At 44.2% G+C, this 17,918-nt stretch carries 11 protein-coding genes; 4 read left to right on the plus strand and 7 right to left on the minus strand.

The features are described from left to right. Positions 1-43: 43 nt before the first annotated feature. Entirely contained in the window at positions 44-1,534 is a 1,491-nt protein-coding gene (locus JO154_RS21650; RefSeq protein WP_291949438.1) for an ATP-binding cassette domain-containing protein, read from the minus strand. A 107-nt stretch (positions 1,535-1,641) separates the two neighbouring features. On the opposite strand from JO154_RS21650, the gene JO154_RS21655 reads away from it, so the two are divergent. Continuing rightward, positions 1,642-2,082 carry a GNAT family N-acetyltransferase gene (locus JO154_RS21655; RefSeq protein WP_291949441.1) on the plus strand — a complete coding sequence of 147 codons (441 nt, stop codon included), beginning with the start codon at positions 1,642-1,644 and terminating at the stop codon, positions 2,080-2,082. Between the two features lie 135 nt (positions 2,083-2,217). Here JO154_RS21655 and JO154_RS21660 read toward each other — a convergent pair whose 3' ends face one another. The 5 genes from JO154_RS21660 to JO154_RS21680 form a co-directional block, all read right to left on the minus strand. Beyond that, positions 2,218-3,015 (minus strand): DUF6048 family protein, encoded by a 798-nt coding sequence (locus JO154_RS21660; RefSeq protein WP_291949444.1) that lies wholly within the window; start codon positions 3,013-3,015, stop codon positions 2,218-2,220. Then, positions 2,978-3,454 (minus strand): DUF6452 family protein, encoded by a 477-nt coding sequence (locus JO154_RS21665; RefSeq protein WP_291949447.1) that lies wholly within the window; start codon positions 3,452-3,454, stop codon positions 2,978-2,980. Before JO154_RS21665 ends, JO154_RS21660 begins: the two co-directional genes overlap by 38 nt. Positions 3,455-3,478: 24 nt before the next feature. Then, on the minus strand, positions 3,479-6,355 hold the full coding sequence (gene uvrA / locus JO154_RS21670; RefSeq protein ID WP_291949450.1) for an excinuclease ABC subunit UvrA: 2,877 nt from the start codon (positions 6,353-6,355) through the stop codon (positions 3,479-3,481). Positions 6,356-6,665: 310 nt separating this feature from the next. Beyond that, positions 6,666-7,928, minus strand: coding sequence for a beta-ketoacyl-ACP synthase II (fabF, locus tag JO154_RS21675; RefSeq protein WP_291949453.1), 1,263 nt, complete (start codon positions 7,926-7,928; stop codon positions 6,666-6,668). Positions 7,929-8,117: 189 nt separating this feature from the next. Continuing rightward, on the minus strand, positions 8,118-9,188 hold the full coding sequence (locus JO154_RS21680) for a fatty acid desaturase (protein WP_291949455.1): 1,071 nt from the start codon (positions 9,186-9,188) through the stop codon (positions 8,118-8,120). 248 nt (positions 9,189-9,436) lie between these two features. Here JO154_RS21680 and JO154_RS21685 point away from each other — a divergent pair, with 248 nt between their 5' ends. The 3 genes from JO154_RS21685 to JO154_RS21695 all read left to right on the plus strand — a co-directional run bounded on the left by JO154_RS21685 (position 9,437) and on the right by JO154_RS21695 (position 15,292). Beyond that, positions 9,437-10,453 (plus strand): substrate-binding domain-containing protein, encoded by a 1,017-nt coding sequence (locus JO154_RS21685; RefSeq protein WP_291949457.1) that lies wholly within the window; start codon positions 9,437-9,439, stop codon positions 10,451-10,453. A 167-nt stretch (positions 10,454-10,620) separates the two neighbouring features. Further along, on the plus strand, positions 10,621-12,912 hold the full coding sequence (locus JO154_RS21690; RefSeq protein ID WP_291949460.1) for a GH92 family glycosyl hydrolase: 2,292 nt from the start codon (positions 10,621-10,623) through the stop codon (positions 12,910-12,912). Positions 12,913-13,000: 88 nt separating this feature from the next. Further along, positions 13,001-15,292, plus strand: a complete 2,292-nt coding sequence (locus JO154_RS21695) for a GH92 family glycosyl hydrolase (RefSeq protein WP_291949462.1) — start codon at positions 13,001-13,003, stop codon at positions 15,290-15,292. Positions 15,293-15,385: 93 nt separating this feature from the next. Here the strand turns inward: JO154_RS21695 and JO154_RS21700 are convergent, their stop codons facing one another. Continuing rightward, positions 15,386-17,806: a bifunctional YncE family protein/alkaline phosphatase family protein gene (locus tag JO154_RS21700; RefSeq protein WP_291949465.1), complete on the minus strand. Its 2,421-nt coding sequence runs from the start codon at positions 17,804-17,806 to the stop codon at positions 15,386-15,388. Positions 17,807-17,918 lie beyond the last annotated feature (112 nt).

Genomic DNA, 17,918 nt, shown 5'->3' on the forward strand with positions numbered 1-17,918 from the left:
TTTATTATGGTGATTAACTAAATAGTTGGTGCGAATATACATATTATATCATGTGTCCCCTTTCCAGTCGGAGGAATTTGTTCACGCAGGCGGGTAGCTCCTCTTCATAATGGGTCACGTAGATCAGGGTTACTGCCATATGTTCACAGAGTTGTTCGATCACCTGCTTGAAATGTTGCTTTTGTTGCTGGTCCAGTCCCTGACAGGGCTCATCGAAGATAAGCAGGGGCGGGTTTTTTACCAGTGCTCTTGCTAGTAGAACCAAGCGCTGCGTGCTTTCTGGCAGTTGCTTGAAGGGCGTTGTTGCAGCATGGTCGATCTCCAGTACCTCCATCCATCCGGCAGCTATTCTTTGCTGTTCTTCGGTGGCGGGCTTTGTGCTACCGATGATATCCGAAAAGCCGGAGCAAATGACCTGCATACAGTTATCCCTGGCGGTAAAGTATTGGTGTAATTCTGGGGAAATGAAGCCTATTCTTTTCTTGATGTCCCATATGCTTTCTCCGGAGCCGCGTCTGCGGTCAAAAAGCCAGAGTTTATTGGCATATGCTTGTGGGTTATCGCCATTGACAAGACTCAGTAAAGTGGATTTTCCTGCCCCGTTATGCCCCAGCAATGCCCATTTTTCATGCTGCCGAACCGACCAGTTGATGTCTTCCAAAATGATATTTTCGCCATATTTCACGCGGATATTTTCCATGCGAATGATATGCTCAAAGGAGTCCTGGTGACTATTTTGAACTAGCTGCGCGATTTTATCCGCTTCCAAAGCCGGGAGTTGCACGGTGTGTTGTGGAGAGACACGTGTCTCCCTAAATTCCTCACGTGTATACTTGCCCGTTATATTACCATTTTCCAGCGTAAGGACATGGGTGATATGATCCGGAATTTCTTGTGGTGAGGTAGACAGCAATACAGTTGTGCCGCCAGCGATAATCGCATTTACCATCTCGCTGAAATCCTTGCGGGTCTGGACATCCAGACCGATATAAGGATTGTCGAGCATTAGCAACTGCGGTTTTTTCAGAAGGGCGTGCGCAATCATTACCCGGCGGGTTTCCCCGTTGGAAAGCTTAATCAATCGCTTATCCAGTAAGGTTTGAATCTTCAGCGGAGCCAGTAATGCCGGTACTTCCGTGATATCCAGGTGTTCACTTACCGTAGCGGAGTTTTCGGAATCCATACTGTTGAACCGTTGTTGGTAGTAGAAATCCGTGGTGGTATTGGAATTATTCTTAAACGTATGATGATGACCGACATATGCGATCAGGTTGCGATAGTTGAAATAAGGATCGGTAACGGTATGGATTTGTTTCCAATCGTCATAAAAGTGGTAATGAATACTACCATTGATAATATTAAACTTACCAAGAATGGTATTCAGTAAGGCGGTTTTGCCTGACCCTCCAGGGCCTGTAATAGCCCATTGTTCATTGGGTTGGATTTCCCAGGTAAGGTTGGAAAAGAGGGTTTTATCGAGGTATCTTACCGTGATATGTTCCAGTGAAAGGAACGGGTTAATGTTGGTTCCCATATTGCGCTTTGATTTTAAAAGTTCATCTGGGGGATAAAAATAGCAGGATTATTCAAAGCTTCCTGTATTTTTATGTGAATAGGATAAATGGTTTTAAATTATACATTATGCGTTGGGATTTAAAAAAGTTTAGTGAGTTGACAACCACAGAACTCTATGCCCTGCTGCATTTGCGCAGTGAGGTATTTGTAGTGGAGCAAAAATGTCCGTACCTGGATATGGATTTTTCTGATCAGAAGGCCCTGCATCTCATGGGATATGATACCCGTAACCGACTGGCGGCATATACGCGGCTTTTTGATAAAGGAATTAAGTTTGCAGAAGCTAGTATTGGAAGAGTGGTAACGGCGCCTTTTGCCCGTGGTAAAGGAGCTGGCAGGGAATTAATGGAAGAGTCGCTGCGCCAGTTATATCAGCAGTATGGCGAACAGCCTGTGCGTATTGGAGCGCAGCAGTACTTGGAGAAATTTTATGGTTCTTTGGGGTTCAAGACGGTTAGTGATACTTATCTGGAAGATGGTATTCCACATGTGGAAATGCTGAAATAATATCATTGATTAAGGAAATCGATGCCGAAGGCATCGATTTTTAGTTCCGCGCTTCGCGCGGTGAGCTGGCGCCAGATAGCCTTTTGCTTTAGGAATGAAATAGCCCTCGCCTTAGGCGAGGGCTGTAGAATGCTTTTATTTTTTAGGTTGCTTTTTCGGTGCTGGCGGGTGATAATGTTCTCTGATTTTGTAGAAAGGTATCACGTAGGAAATCGTGTACTGCATATCAAAAACAGCCCGTTTGCTACCACTCCCGAAGCCGGGAATAGTTAATGGTGTGAATCCATCATTTGTTTTTACTGTATTTAACAGGATTCTTTCTCTTACGTTCCAACCCAGGAACAGATTTTTCAAGACTTCCGTTTTAAGACCCAATACGAGTTCTATCCAATGTGCATTGGCGTTGGTTTTAGGATAGCTTCCCGCCACTTGTCCACCCCAATAAGATGAATGCTGTGTATAAGAAGGCACCTCGAAATTAAAGTGAGAAAATCCATAACGGAGGCCGCCGAAGAACATATTCCTTTCACTAGGATATTGTCTTTTCAGGAAATTGTAGTCTATGCCCAATGTGGCAAACATCCCATTCCCTTTATAGGTGTAGTTGGAATCTGAGTGTGGTGTATTCGTATAACCCAGTTCAACAGCAGCGAACAAACTGGGAGTGATTCTAGCATCTGCTACTACCGTATATTCCTGACGGTAAGGATAGTACGCATTATTGATGAAACGGCTTAAGTCCACACCTACCCGTAACCCGCCAGGGATCAGCCATGAGCTATCTTTCGGCTCAGGAGTGATTTTCCCTTTGGTGATGACATGCGTGGTATCTGCTGGTTTGGCAACAGGCGTTGCTGGCTTGTTTTGAGCCAACGCAGCAAAGCTGAGCAAGCAGCTACTCGTTAAAATAGAAAATATATAGGTGCGTGTCATTGCTATTGGTTACGGACTTATTGATAAACTTGACAGAATCGATCAGGTGAGTAGTGAATAACACTGTATCTATTGTGTAGGTAGTGCCGAAGCCACATCCTGCGGAGATGAACACCGGAGTACGTTTATACCTGAACGTGAGCGTATCTCCTTGAAGGAGAGAATCTATTTTCAGCATAAACTGGCTACTGTCGGCCACTGGCGACAGTGGAAAATAGATATTGTTGGTGCTGTTGTTTTTAAGCAGGGTATCGCGGTTCAGTGCCAGTGTGGTAACGGCTCTGAAGATAGTATCCCTGACAATTCCGGCGCTGTCGTGGCGAAAACCTATGTGTAGGTCCGCACGAAGCGTCTGGTCGCAAACTTTCGTTTCATTTTCGCAGGCGGCCATTCCCAGAAGGAATGCGCCTGCGATCAATAGTTTATAAATATTCTTCATGCTGAAATTTCCGTTGGCAATATATTAAATTCCCAGCTCCTTTTTCAGAAAACGCGCCGTATGGCTGTCTTTACAGGTGACAACCTGCTCAGGCGTTCCTGTGCAGAGGATAGTACCGCCACCGGCACCGCCTTCAGGGCCGAGGTCTATAATATAATCCGCCATCTTGATAACATCCAGGTTGTGTTCAATGACCAAAACGGTATTGCCACGGTCTACCAGTTTGTTCAAAACCTGCAACAGTAGCTGGATATCCTGGAAGTGCAGACCCGTAGTAGGTTCGTCCAGGATATAGATGGTTTTCCCGGTATCTTTTTTAGATAACTCAGTAGCCAGTTTTACACGTTGTGCCTCGCCTCCGGAGAGGGTTACGGCAGATTGTCCCAGTGTAATGTAGCCCAGGCCTACATCTTGTAAGGTTTTAATCTTACGATAGATCCATGGAACTGCTTGGAAGAATTCCACTGCTTCGTCCACAGTCATATCCAGTACATCAGAGATAGATTTGCCTTTGTAGCGGATTTCTAATGTTTCCCTGTTATAACGGCGACCATTACACTTTTCGCAGTGTACATATACATCCGGGAGGAAGTTCATTTCGATGACACGCATGCCACCGCCTTCACAAACATCACAGCGACCGGTTTTCACGTTGAAGGAGAAGCGCCCCGCATTATATCCTCGGATTTTGGCTTCCGGCACCTGTGCAAAGAGCGTACGAATATCCGTAAAGAACCCGCAATAAGTAGCCGGGTTACTCCGTGGCGTACGTCCGATGGGCGATTGGTCAATTTCAATCACCTTATCGATATTTTCCAGCCCTTTGATGCTCTTATATGGCATGGGTACGAGTTTGGAATCGTACGCATGTTTGGAGAGAATAGGGTATAATGTTTCGTTGATCAGGGTAGATTTACCACTGCCGGAAACGCCTGTTACACAGAGGAAAGTGCCCAGTGGGAATTTCACGCTAACGTTTTTCAGGTTGTTGCCGGTAACACCTTTGAGCTCCAGGCTATTGCCATTGCCTTTGCGTCTTTCAGGGATCGGTGAAGAAGTAGAGCCGTTCAGATAGCCAGCAGTAGGCGTTTTCAGGCGAAGGATTTCTTTAGGAGTGCCCGCAGCGACTATTTGTCCGCCGTGTACGCCTGCTCCTGGGCCTATATCTACAAGGTGATCTGCATGCAGCATAATATCCTTATCGTGTTCTACAACGATCACGGTATTGCCCATATCTTTCAGGTTGCGGAGGGCATCGATCAGTTGCATGTTATCGCGTTGGTGTAGGCCGATGCTAGGCTCATCGAGGATATAGGTGATACCCATCAATTGAGAACCTATCTGCGTAGCTAGGCGAATACGTTGAGATTCGCCTCCACTGAGGGTGCGGGTAGCGCGGTTGAGGGTCAGGTAGCTCAGACCTACGTTCAGCAGGAAGCCTAATCTTTCCCTGATTTCCTTCAGGATATCTTTGGCAATAACATTCTGTTTGTTTTCCAGTCTGTCTTCGATTTTGGTGAACCACAGTTGGAGTTTATCCAGGTCCATATTTCCCAGTTCGGAAATATTTTTTTCATCCACTTTGAAGAACAGGCTTTCCTTTTTCAGGCGGGTGCCGTTACATTCCGGGCAGGTGCTTAACTGCATGAATCCTTCGGCCCAGTTGCGTACGTGATCGGAGGCCGTGTCTGCGAAGAATCGGCGTACCGTATTGATCACCCCTTCGAATTCCGTTGCGTACTTGCTAGTATCGATATTTGCTTCCAGGTCTACTTCCTGGTCCAGTGCACCGTTTTCGTCGCCGAAGAGCAACACATTGAGGGCTTTCTTCGGTATGTCAGCAATAGGTGCCGTCAGGGAGAATTTATATTTTTTCGCGAGTTGCTGTACCTGTTTAAAGGTAAAGGTATCACGGGCTTCTCCCAATGGTTTTAGGCCGCCATCATTGAGGGATACGTTGTAGTCGGGAATGACTTCGTTCATATCTATCTGGTAGATGCTACCAAGACCTTTACAGCGTGGGCATGCGCCATAGGGAGAATTAAAAGAGAAAGTGTTGGGAGACGGTTCCTCGTAAGAGAGACCCGTGTCTTCACACATCAACTGTTTACTGAACTGGCTAACCTTTCCGCTATCGTGATCTTGGATAAAGAGGAGGCCTTTACCCATGTTCAGGGCTTTTTGCACGCTCTGACTGATGCGAGTACGGGCATCTTCCTGCACTTGGATGCGATCGATCACCAGTTCGATATCATGTATTTTGTATCGGTCTACCTGCATACGTTCCTTCAGATCGAGGATTTCCCCGTCCACACGTACTTTGAGGTAGCCTTGTTTGCGTACCTGTTCAAAGAGTTCGCGGTAGTGACCTTTACGGCCGCGTACGAGGGGTGCGAGTATGACCAGTTTTTTCTTGTTAAAATTTTTGAAGAGATGCGCGATGATTTCCTCTTCCGAGAAGCGGGTCATCCGTTTGTTGGTATTGTAAGAATAGGCAACACCGATACGGGCGAACAGCAGTCGGAGGAAGTCATATATCTCCGTGATGGTACCTACGGTAGAACGTGGGTTTTTGTTAGTAGTTTTTTGTTCTATGGAGATCACTGGTGACAGGCCGGTGATTTTATCCACATTGGGTCTTTCCATGTCGCCGATGAACTGGCGTGCATATGCGGAGAAGCTCTCCATATAGCGGCGTTGACCTTCCGCGTAGATGGTATCGAAGGCTAGTGAAGATTTTCCACTGCCGCTGATACCGGTGATTACTACCAGTTTGTTTTTGGGCAACTGCAGGTCCAGATTTTTCAGATTATGTTCCCTTGCACCGAAAACGGCGATATGGTCATCTGAAAGTATCTGTGGAGCCGGCGTGGCGGATACATTCTCTTTTTTCTTTGCCATAGTATATTGGGTGTTCACACGGTGCATTCTCCGCTTAGGATTATAGTTTCCAGGTTAGCAGCATCTTAAAAGAAGCGGTGGAATGGTGAACGGAAATTAAGGTATAAAGTTACCTGATTTTTTCTATTCTTTTGATTATATACTAGTGTTTGGTACAGTGATGTTTTATCCCGTGCCGCAGGCGCGGGATAAAACCGTTTCGCGATCAAACCAGCGCCGTTGGCGCTGGTTTGATCGCAAGCGGGAATAAAAAAGGCGGGACCATTGGTCCCGCCCATGCCTTCAGGCAATATATTAAAGCGTTATTTTGTTACGCTTTGTATTTTTTGAATACGCAGATTGCGTTGTGGCCACCGAAGCCGAAGGTGTTACTCATCGCAACATTCACTGTACGATGTTGGGCTTTCCCCAGGGTCAAGTTCAGGTTAGTTGGAATATTTTCACCGAGGGTGGTGGTATTGATGGTAGGAGGAACGATGTCTTCCTGAGTAGCTTTGATACAAGCGATTGCTTCGATAGCACCTGCAGCACCGAGCAGGTGACCTGTCATGGATTTGGTGGCGCTAACGTTCACTTTTTCCGCATGGTCGCCGAAGGCAGCCACGATTGCTTTCAGTTCGCTCACGTCTCCAACAGGGGTAGAAGTGGTGTGGGAGTTGATATAATCAACATCTGCAGTGGTGATTTCAGCATCTTCCAGGGCCTGTTCCATACCGAGTCTGGCGCCGAGTCCTTCAGGATGGGTAGCGGTCAGGTGGTAGGCATCGCAGGTCATAGCGCCGCCGATCATTTCGCCGTAGATAGTAGCACCTCTGGCGATAGCGTGTTCATATTCTTCGAGGATGATAGCACCAGCACCTTCGCCCATTACGAAACCATCGCGATCAGCGTCGAAAGGACGAGAAGCGGTAGTAGGATCGTCGTTGCGGGTAGACAATGCTTTCAGTGCGTTAAAGCCGGCAATACCAGCGCGAGTTACAGGCGCTTCAGAGCCACCAGCAACGATTACGTTAGCTTTACCAAGGCGGATATAATTGAATGCATCCACCAGCGCACTGCTGGAAGAAGCACAAGCAGAAACTGTACAGAAGTTAATACCCATGAAACCGTATTTCATGGCGATCTGGCCGGCAGCGATGTCGGAAATCAGTTTCGGAATAAAGAATGGATTGAATTTAGGAACGAAGTTGGCCTGCGCAAATTCCACGATTTGCTCCTCGAACGTCAGCATACCACCGTTACCGGAAGCCCAGATAACACCAACTTTGGTTTTATCAACACCTTCTTTATCGAGGCCTGCATCCACAACAGCTTCATGAGCAGCCGCCATAGCGTACTGTGTGAAGTTGTCCATTTTGCGGGCTTCTTTTTTATCCATATATTTTTCCACATCGAAATTTTTCACTTCACAGGCAAATTTTGTTTTGAACTCTGTGGTGTCAAATTTAGTGATGGGACCAGCGCCACTAACGCCAGCTTTCAAGTTGCTCCAAAAAGTATTTACATCATTCCCGATAGGTGTTAATGCTCCCAAACCAGTGATCACAACCCTTTTCAGTGTAACAGTACGCATATTGTTTACTTTATATAAAAAAAGTTAGAGCGCAAATTTAGTACTTATTGTTATGAATAATCATAATCATTAAGATATTCTGTTATAATATCTGTTAAAATCCTCTAAAAGCAGCAGGGACAGAGGTTTTTTAAACCTCTGTCCCTGGCCAATAAGTTGATATTTCTATAATATGACAAATAGACACTATTAGGCAGCCGCCAATGCAGGTTCCGCTACCACATTGATTTTGCGGGTGCGTCCCTTCAGGAAAGCGATGATTTCTTCATCAGATTTGTATTTCCCGTTGATATTCACAAAATGCTTTGCTAGGAGATCGTAACGTTTGAACATGAGCCATAACCACACATGCAGGAAGTGGATACCATCGAATACAATCGCGTCATTATTGGTGTATTCCTCGAGGGTTTTGCGGAAATATACGGGATGATCTGTCCAGTGCATGTTAGGTTTCACGTGATGGCTGATATGATAACCATCATTCCAACATTTATGATTGTATTTAGTATTTATACAGGTAATACTGTTTTTGTAGGCATTGTTTGGATCTGCTGCGCAGACAAAGGCATGTTGCGCCCAGTTGCCCACCATCATAATGATCCTGGAAATAATAAACGGCAATATAAATACTACGAAAGTTGCAGGAAAATTGATGAAAGATAGACCTACACAGCCAAGAATAAACAATAATTCGCCTCGCACAGAGCGTATCAGCAATTGTTTACGCTTTTTTCTTACAAAATACATGGCCAGATGGTAAATACCAGCAAAGAAGAAACTGCCCAGGTAATGAAGAAAGCCCCGGAAAGAATCTCGCTGGTAGGACATGGTAGAACTTTCATCCTCCGGCATATTGTTTTCCGGATGGTGCATTCCGATATGGTGACTATAATAAGTTTCTGGCGTTTGTCCGAAGAGGGGACCTAGTACCCAAGGGAGATAGTGGTTGAGAATTTGGTATTTCCGCTCGAAGAAAGCGCGGTGACTAGTACAATGCAACATCAAGCCAAAAGGACCTTTAAACACGACATTGTTCAGGATCTGATATACGATGGCGGCTGTCCACCAGAGCCAGGAAACGGTTCCAGGTATATACAGCAGGATAGCCAGTGGCCACAACGTAAAGGTGATTTTCAACGTAAGATATACAAAGGGAAGATCACGTTCATCTTTGATCATACGTTTGAAAAGCCTGTCGAACACTGATTCGCTGGTAGGCTTGATAAATACTGGATCCGTTATGTTAGTGAGTTGCTTCATGTAATTCCGTGTATAGTTGGCTACAGCCTTAACTGCTCCTGGATGGAAAAAAACGAGGGATTTTTACTGCTAAACGCAGAAATCCATCGTATATTATTCAGATTGCAAATTCTCATGGGTAAGTTAAGCATTTTAAAATGGTCTGCGACTATTTTTGTAATTTCCGCCCCCGGAAATCCAAGGATGGGTGGAATCATGCTGAACTGAGCCTGAACACCTGTTCTTTAACTATCCAAAATATTCCCGAAATGAAGAGATTGACGCTCAAAGATGTAGCCAGAATGGCTGGTGTAGCACCGAGTACGGTATCATTTGTTTTAAATGGTAAGGCCAAACAAATGCGTATCCGCGATGAGGTGGCTCAAAAAATCATGGGTGTTGTTAATCAATCCGGCTACGAACCCCATCGTGTAGCGGTTAACTTGCGTACTGGTCAGTCCAAAACTCTGGGCCTCATTGTGGAAAGCATCTCTGGTAGCTTCTTTGCCAGCCTGGCCCGCACTATTGAGATTGAAGCGGAACGCCTAGGGTACAATGTAGTTTACTGTAGTACGGAAAATAATGCGGAAAAAGGTGGCGAACTCATCCGTATGTTGGGCCGCCAGATGGTGGATGGCTACCTAATAACTCCTGCACCAGGTATGGAGAACGATATCCGCCGCCTCGTACAGATGCATAAGCCTGTAGTGCTGATGGATAGCTATTTCCCAGGTATCAAAGCGCCCTATGTACTGATCGATAACTTTCATGGTGTACAACTGGGCATGGATCACCTCTTCGAAAAAGGATACCGAAAAATTGGGTATGTCAGTGTGGATATCTCCCTTATCCAATTGAGCGAACGTCAACGCAGCTACGTACAAGCGCTGCGGAAAATGGAAATCCCCTTCCGTAAAAAAAGGATGGTGGAGCTCAATTATCACGACAGTAGAGAGCAAAACCTCGCTCACCTGGAAGCCTTTATCCGGGAAAACCGCGATCTGGACGCTATCTTCTTTGCTACTAACTACCTAGGTATCCTTGGTTTGGAAGCGCTGGGTCGCCTCAAACTCAGTATGCCTAAGCATATGGCGGTGATCTGCTTCGATGATCACGATATCTTCCGATTATACCCTCCCGGCATTACCTGCATCGAACAGCCGATAGAAGGCATCGCCAGCAAGGCTATCACCCTGCTGATGAAGCAATTAGACAAACAACAGGGCCCGCTGAAAGAGTCGCAGGTAACCCTCCCTGGAAAACTGATTGTTCGCAGTTCCACCTAACCCATTGCTGTTAAAAAAATAAATAGATATTTGTCTTAGGATCTGAAAAAATTTAATACTTTTAGTACACAACTTATGAGCGATAGTGAAGATTCAACCAGCGAATCTTTTTTTATAGGCCTGTGCTAAATCGATTTTGTAAAGATTTTCCATTTATATAGACAAGTATGAAAAAAGTTGGATTGCTAACAGCAGCTTTATTTTTAATGTATGGCGGCGCCAAGAGCCAGACTGTGGATAAAGTCACTGAACCGGTAGAATGGGTAAATACGTTGATGGGAACAGACTCCAAGGTAAGTCTCTCTAACGGTAACACCTACCCTGCTATTGCGCTTCCCTGGGGGATGAACTTCTGGATGCCACAAACAGGCACCATGGGCAATGGCTGGGCATACCAATACACCGCCGATAAGATGAGAGGCTTCAAACAAACGCATCAACCATCACCGTGGATCAACGACTATGGCCAGTTTGCGATAATGCCTGTCAACAGTACGCTGAAATTTGATCAGAACAAAAGAGCTAGCTGGTTTTCCCATAAATCTGAAATCGCTAAACCTTACTACTACAGCGTTTACTTGGCAGATGCAGATGTGACCACAGAAATCACACCTACCGAAAGAGCCGCCCAGCTTAGGTTTACCTATCCTGCTACAGATAGCGCTTTCCTCGTAGTAGATGCTTTTGATAAAGGTTCCTATATCAAAATTATTCCTGAAGAGAAGAAAATTATTGGTTATACCACTAAGAATAGCGGTGGTGTGCCTGCTAATTTCAAAAATTATTTCGTCATCACTTTCGATAAACCATTTACGGTTACGAATACCTGGCACGATAGCGTACTGGTAGCGGGCAAACTGGAAATGCAGGCGGATCATAGTGGCGCCATTGTTGGCTTCAAAACTACGAGAGGCGAGAAAGTGAACGTGAAAACCGCGTCTTCCTTTATCTCCTTTGACCAAGCAGAACTGAACCTGAAAAACGAAATAGGGAACGATAATTTTGATGTTACCCGCAATAAGGCAAAGGCTATCTGGAATAAAGAACTGGGCCGCCTTGCCGTACAAGGTGGTACACCAGAACAAGTGCGTACTTTCTACTCTTCACTGTATAGAGTATTGCTGTTCCCTCGTAAGTTTTACGAGATCAATGCTAAAAAAGAGATTGTACACTACAGTCCTTATAATGGTGAAGTCCGCCCTGGCTACATGTTTACAGACAATGGTTTCTGGGATACTTTCCGCGCAGTGCATCCGTTCTTCACCTTGATGTATCCTAGTCTGAGTAGTCACATTATGGAAGGGCTGGCGAATGCTTACAAAGAAAGCGGCTGGCTGCCTGAATGGGCTAGTCCTGGCCACCGTGATTGTATGATTGGCTCCAACTCCGCTTCGCTGATTGCTGATGCTTATATTAAAGGTATTCGTGGATACGATATCAACACTTTGTACCAAGCGATCCTGAAGAATACAGAGAACGAAGGACCACTGGAATCTGTAGGTCGTAAAGGGGTGAAATACTATAATACACTGGGTTATATTCCATACGATGTGAACATCAATGAGAATACTGCCCGCACATTGGAATATGCTTACGACGACTTCACCATTCTCCAATTGGCGAAAGCGCTGAACCGTCCAAAGGCAGAACTGCAGTTGTTTACCAAGCGCTCCCAGAATTTCCGTAACGTGTTCGATCCGGAAACTAAACTGATGCGTGGTAAAAATAAAGATGGCAAATTCCAAACGCCTTTCAATCCATTCAAATGGGGAGATGCTTTCACAGAAGGTAATTCCTGGCATTATACCTGGTCTGTGTTCCATGACGTGCACTCATTATCTGAGTTAATGGGTGGAAAAGATATGTTTGTGAAGATGCTGGACTCTGTTTTCACTATGCCTCCTACATTCGACGAAAGCTACTATGGCAGCGTTATTCACGAGATTCGTGAAATGCAGATCATGAATATGGGACAATATGCTCATGGCAACCAACCTATTCAGCATATGATTTACCTGTATAATTATGCTGGTCAGCCTTGGAAAACGCAGTACTGGGTACGCCAAGTGATGGAACGACTGTATAAATCTACTCCTGATGGCTATTGCGGCGATGAGGACAACGGTCAAACTTCCGCTTGGTACGTATTCTCTGCGATGGGCTTTTATCCTGTTTGTCCGGGTACGCCACAGTATGTACTGGGTACGCCGCTCTTCTCCAAACTCACCATGACCCTGGAAGATGGTAAGGTGATGGAAATCGACGCTCCTGCAAACAGCGAGAAAAATCTCTACGTACAAAAAGCTTCACTTAACGGTAAAGACTATACGAAAAATTGGATCAGTCATGAAGACCTTCAAAAAGGTGGAAAGCTGATATTCAATATGGGTGCGGATCCTGCCAAAAATAAAGGCACGAATCCGGCGGATTACCCTTATTCCTGGTCTACCGCGAAGTAAATATATTAGAACGATTTCATTGTTCACTGTAACTATTTCATCCCGATTCTTCGGGATGTACTTTTTAGAATAACCTTAATTATCAACCATGAAGAAAGTATTACTGCCACTACTGCTGGCTATTACTGGCGTGGCCACTGCCCAGGAAAATGTACTGCAATATGTAAAGCCCATTACGGGCACTATGCGCATGGGACATACCTACCCCGGCGCTACCGTTCCCTTCGGCGCTGTACAGTTAAGCCCGGAAACAGACACGATTCCATATGAAATGAATGGAAAGTATAACCCAGATGTGTATAAGTATTGTGCTGAATATCAGTATGAAGACAAAACTATAGTTGGCTTCAGTCATACTCACTTTAGTGGCACTGGGCATTCTGATCTGGGGGATTTCCTTATCATGCCTACCACTGGCGAGCTACAATTAAATCCTGGTACAGCAGACCATCCAGAAACGGGCTACCGCTCTGTATTTAATCATAATACGGAAGTGTCTGAACCAGGTTATTATAAAGTAAAACTGGAAGACCATAACATTACCGCTGAGATGACAACCAGCAACCGGGTTGGATTTCATCAATATACTTTCTCTGAAAACGGGACAGCACATATCATCTTGGATATGATGTCTAACATTTACAATTATGAAAATAAAAATGTCTGGACGTATATCCGTGTAGAGAACGATACGCTGGTAACAGGTTTTAGACAAACTAACGGTTGGGCACGTACGCGAATAGAGTATTTCGCTATGGTATTTTCCAAGCCTATTCAGCATTATGGCCATCGCAATTATGCCAAAGATGTGTATAGAGGCTTCTGGCGAAAGTTTGACCAATTCCATGATTTTCCGGAAATGGCTGGTAAGCAGATACGTGCTTATTTCGACTTCCAAACCACCCCTGGAGAAAAGATTAAAATCAAAATGGCCTTGTCTCCCGTAAGCACTACAGGAGCTCTTAAAAACTTGCAGGCAGAAATACCTGGATGGGATTTTGATCAGGTGAAACGAGATGCACAGCAATTATGGGCGAAGGAGCTAAATAAAATTCACATTGAATCTGCTAGTAGAGAAGAGAAAGAGAATTTCTATACCGCCATGTACCACGCTTTTATCAATCCAACTACTTATATGGATGTAGACGGCGCTTATCGTGGACTGGATATGAATACTTATAACACAAATGGTTATACGAATTATACAACCTTCTCTCTCTGGGATACCTATCGTGCGTTACACCCTTTCTTCAACGTTATTCAGCCTTCCAGGAATGCGGATATGATTCGCTCTATGATGGCGCATTATGAGCAGAGTGCGCAGCATATGCTGCCAGTGTGGTCGCACTATGCCAATGAAAACTGGTGTATGATTGGCTACCACAGCGTTTCCGTAATTGCAGATGCTATTATGAAAGGCAATGCACCCTTTGATACCCATAAAGCCCTGGATGCCTGTGTAACCACTGCACGCCATCGTACTTATGATGGTTTGGGTTACTATATAGACAAAGGTTTTATCCCAGAGGATAAAGAAGGTTCATCTGTTTCTAAAGTATTGGAATACGCCTATGACGACTGGTGTATTGCCCAGGTAGCAAAGAAATTAGGCCGTCAGGAGATCTATGACGAATTCATCAAACGCTCGCTCAACTATAAAAATGTATATGATCGTAGTACCGGGTTTATGCGTCCGCGATTAAGCGATGGTAGCTTCAAGCAAAACTTTGATCCGCTGCAAACGCACGACCAGGGCTTTATTGAAGGGAATGCCTGGAATTATAGTTTGTATGTGCCACAATATCCGGCAGATATGATTGAGATGATGGGTGGAAAAAAACAATTCGCGCAACATTTGGATTCCCTCTTTACCATGGAATTACCAGATAAATATTTCGCAGAAACAGAGGATATAACCCGTGATGGTATTATTGGTAACTACGTACATGGCAATGAGCCTTCGCATCATGTGGTATACTTGTATAATCATACTGGACAGCCGTGGAAAACCCAGGATAGAGTAAGAATGATTTTACGGAAGATGTACCACCCTGGCCCTGATGGCCTCGGTGGTAATGACGACTGCGGACAGATGAGCGCCTGGTATATTTTCTCCTCGCTCGGTTTTTATCCTATGTGTCCGGGTTCTGATCAGTATGAGCTGGGAAGTCCTGCTGTGGATAAGGCTACCTTACAACTGGAGAATGGAAAAACATTTGTAGTAGATGTGAAAAACCAGTCGGATAAAAATGTGTATGTACAACAGGTATTACTGAACGGCAAACCTTGGAAACAGCTTGCCATTGGCCATTCGGATATTATGAATGGAGGGATAATTACTTTTGTAATGGGAGCTAAACCGAAAGACTATACGAAATAAAACATCCCTTAGATCACCCAATAATAAAGAAATGGCGTATCAAATTTGATACGCCATTTCTTTATTAAGTAGGAGGTATTTTAAGGGTTACAGTTAATCGTTATCCTTTTTTTTGTTGTCGGCTATAATGAAGGCTGCGTGAACGCTTGGTGGCGCAGGTTTTCCTTTGAGTCCTTGCCATAATACTTCATTAAACAAACGGTCTGAAATATCGTCTTCTTTGGAGAAGTTAAAGGCGGCGCTTTGAATGGCTGCTGGTGTTATCTTAATATTTTTCTCATCCAGATTTACATTTGAAGGCAGATGATGGAATGGTGTGAAATCGGGAGTACTCGTGAATGATCTCCATAAAGGAGTGGCTGCTGCGTCATATTGCGTCATAGGAGGCAAACCCAGTATCAGTTCAATAGTCCTTAAAACAGAAGAGGAAGAATACATGGTATGATCAATCGTACCTCGTTTAATATAGGGGCCGGCGAGGTACATGGTACTTCTATGTGCATCAATATGATCCGATCCGTTTTGTGCATCATCTTCTACAATGATAACAACTGATTCATTCCAAACGGGGCTTTTGCTTAGATGTTCTACAAATAACCCTACCGCCAGGTCATTATCTGCAATATGTGCATAGGGAGTGGGTCTTCCTATTTGCATTCCTTCCGTGTGATCGTTCCCAAATCGGATGGTATTTAAAGCAGTAAGCGCATGATGTGCTATTAATGAATCGAAATCTTTCTGCCAAAGCCTGAATTTGCTGGTATCTTTCACGTTTAAAGACCAGTCGTAATTGGGGCAGATATGATCTTTCAAGATATCTATATTAGGTTTATTTACTCCTGCAAATTCACCATAGCTTCTGTAGCTGACGTTATTTCGTTTACAATTATCCCAGATAAAGCCACCCTTATTATTGGCAATTGGGCGAAAACCTTCCCCATCATAAGAGCCGCCTCTTCCCCCGTAACTGGTGGGCCAAGTTTTTTCTAGGTAGTCTGTTGCATAAGCGCCTAAACTCCAATCATGTCCGTCGGCGCTTACTTCTGCATCGCAGTAAAAGTTATCCAGCAATACGAAATCCTTTACCAGCGCATGTTGATTGGGCGTATATTGTTCACCGAACAACAATAAGCTGGTATCTCCCTCTGCGCCAGGAACATCGCTCAATACCTGGTCAAATGTTCTGTTTTCTTTGATGATGTAAAACACATATTTAATGGGTGATGGGTTTCCTACTTTTACTGGAACAGGGTTTCCTTCCTGTCCTGGGGCGTTCATTTCTTTTTCTTTACTGTAAGGGGTATTACTATATACTATTTTAGATAGAAGGGCTAATTGAGGGGAAGAAGGTACTTTTATTTTACTGAGCGTGCCTGTAAAAAGTGTCCCTATGTGTCGTGCTGGTATGGATTTATCTACTCCGCTTTTATGGCTTGTTACTGTTTGTTTCCTGGCCAGTGGATTGGGTCCATTCCTATTAGGCATGGAATTAAATCCTTTGCCATTACTGACATAAATGTTTTCTCCGATTACTTTTATACTTGTGGGGTACCATCCAGTTGGAATGAAACCTTTTGATACACTTTTGCCTGGTTGGCTCACATCAAATACCGCCAGGCAATTATTGTCGGCATTTGCGATATATAGTGTCTTTTGGTTTTTACTCAGTGCTAATGCGTTTGTCGTGGAACCGCTTGGCGCATTGGGGTATAGCGCGGCATTGAGGGTTTCGACTATGGATTTATTTTTGGTGTCAATGACGGATACGGAATTGTCGTTGGCATTCGCCACATATAACCATTTTCCATTTTGGGACAATAATAAATCATTGGGATGATCCCCCACTTCAATCGTAGTATCGATTTTATTTTCCAGCAGATTATACAGCGCAATTTTTTTTGCTCCCCAAAGGCTGATAAATAGATAATGTTTGTCTTTTGATAATAGACAGGTGTATGCTTCGGAGAGTAGAGAAACCTTTTTTTCCACTTCTTTTGTGTGGATGTTCAGTATATACAGACTGTTGTCTTCCTTTGTTACTACATACAAATGGTTGGTTTTCTCGTCTATATCAAACCCAGCAGGTGAAATATTTTCTTTTTTATTATTGCTCAGATAGCATGTGTCTGAAAGGATAAGTTTATCATTTTTAATTTGATATTGAAGGATCGCATTGTCATTTCCTGCGGAGGCATACAGTGATTTCCCATTGTTACTAAATTTGAGGCCGTACCATGACTTTGGTATCGTGATATCATCTAATACTTCAAATTTTTCTGGATCAATTAATTGTAGCGATTGGCGTCCTTCTCCATTATTGGTAACAGCCATTCTTTTTTGGTCTTTTGATATGGCAATATTTAATGGTAGATCTCCGAGTGGAAGACTTTCGCCAATAGGTGTAATTGACCAGCCATTAGGCAACAATATTCTTTTTGCAGTGCTATCCTGGACGGATTGGGCAGAACATATGTTGGTACCCAGTAATGAAAGGAAGAGAACTAAATATTTCATTCTACAACATTGTACTAATAATTAAAGAAATTATACTCCCGGATCAAGAAGATTGTAGGCTGACTACAAATCTGCTGCTCAATAAAGCGGTTCCGCCCGAAGGGCGGAACCG

The organism is Chitinophaga sp. (genome assembly GCF_019236475.1).
Lineage (GTDB): Bacteria > Bacteroidota > Bacteroidia > Chitinophagales > Chitinophagaceae > Chitinophaga.

What these genes read in the sequence shown, in the direction of transcription:
- uvrA (WP_291949450.1), bottom strand. Translation starts at nt 6,355, where the DNA reads ATGGCAAAGAAAAAAGAGAATGTATCCGCCACGCCGGCTCCACAGATA.
- JO154_RS21695 (WP_291949462.1), top strand. Translation starts at nt 13,001, where the DNA reads ATGAAGAAAGTATTACTGCCACTACTGCTGGCTATTACTGGCGTGGCC.
- JO154_RS21655 (WP_291949441.1), top strand. Translation starts at nt 1,642, where the DNA reads ATGCGTTGGGATTTAAAAAAGTTTAGTGAGTTGACAACCACAGAACTC.
- JO154_RS21660 (WP_291949444.1), bottom strand. Translation starts at nt 3,015, where the DNA reads ATGACACGCACCTATATATTTTCTATTTTAACGAGTAGCTGCTTGCTC.
- JO154_RS21650 (WP_291949438.1), bottom strand. Translation starts at nt 1,534, where the DNA reads ATGGGAACCAACATTAACCCGTTCCTTTCACTGGAACATATCACGGTA.
- JO154_RS21680 (WP_291949455.1), bottom strand. Translation starts at nt 9,188, where the DNA reads ATGAAGCAACTCACTAACATAACGGATCCAGTATTTATCAAGCCTACC.
- JO154_RS21665 (WP_291949447.1), bottom strand. Translation starts at nt 3,454, where the DNA reads ATGAAGAATATTTATAAACTATTGATCGCAGGCGCATTCCTTCTGGGA.
- JO154_RS21690 (WP_291949460.1), top strand. Translation starts at nt 10,621, where the DNA reads ATGAAAAAAGTTGGATTGCTAACAGCAGCTTTATTTTTAATGTATGGC.
- JO154_RS21685 (WP_291949457.1), top strand. Translation starts at nt 9,437, where the DNA reads ATGAAGAGATTGACGCTCAAAGATGTAGCCAGAATGGCTGGTGTAGCA.
- JO154_RS21700 (WP_291949465.1), bottom strand. Translation starts at nt 17,806, where the DNA reads ATGAAATATTTAGTTCTCTTCCTTTCATTACTGGGTACCAACATATGT.
- fabF (WP_291949453.1), bottom strand. Translation starts at nt 7,928, where the DNA reads ATGCGTACTGTTACACTGAAAAGGGTTGTGATCACTGGTTTGGGAGCA.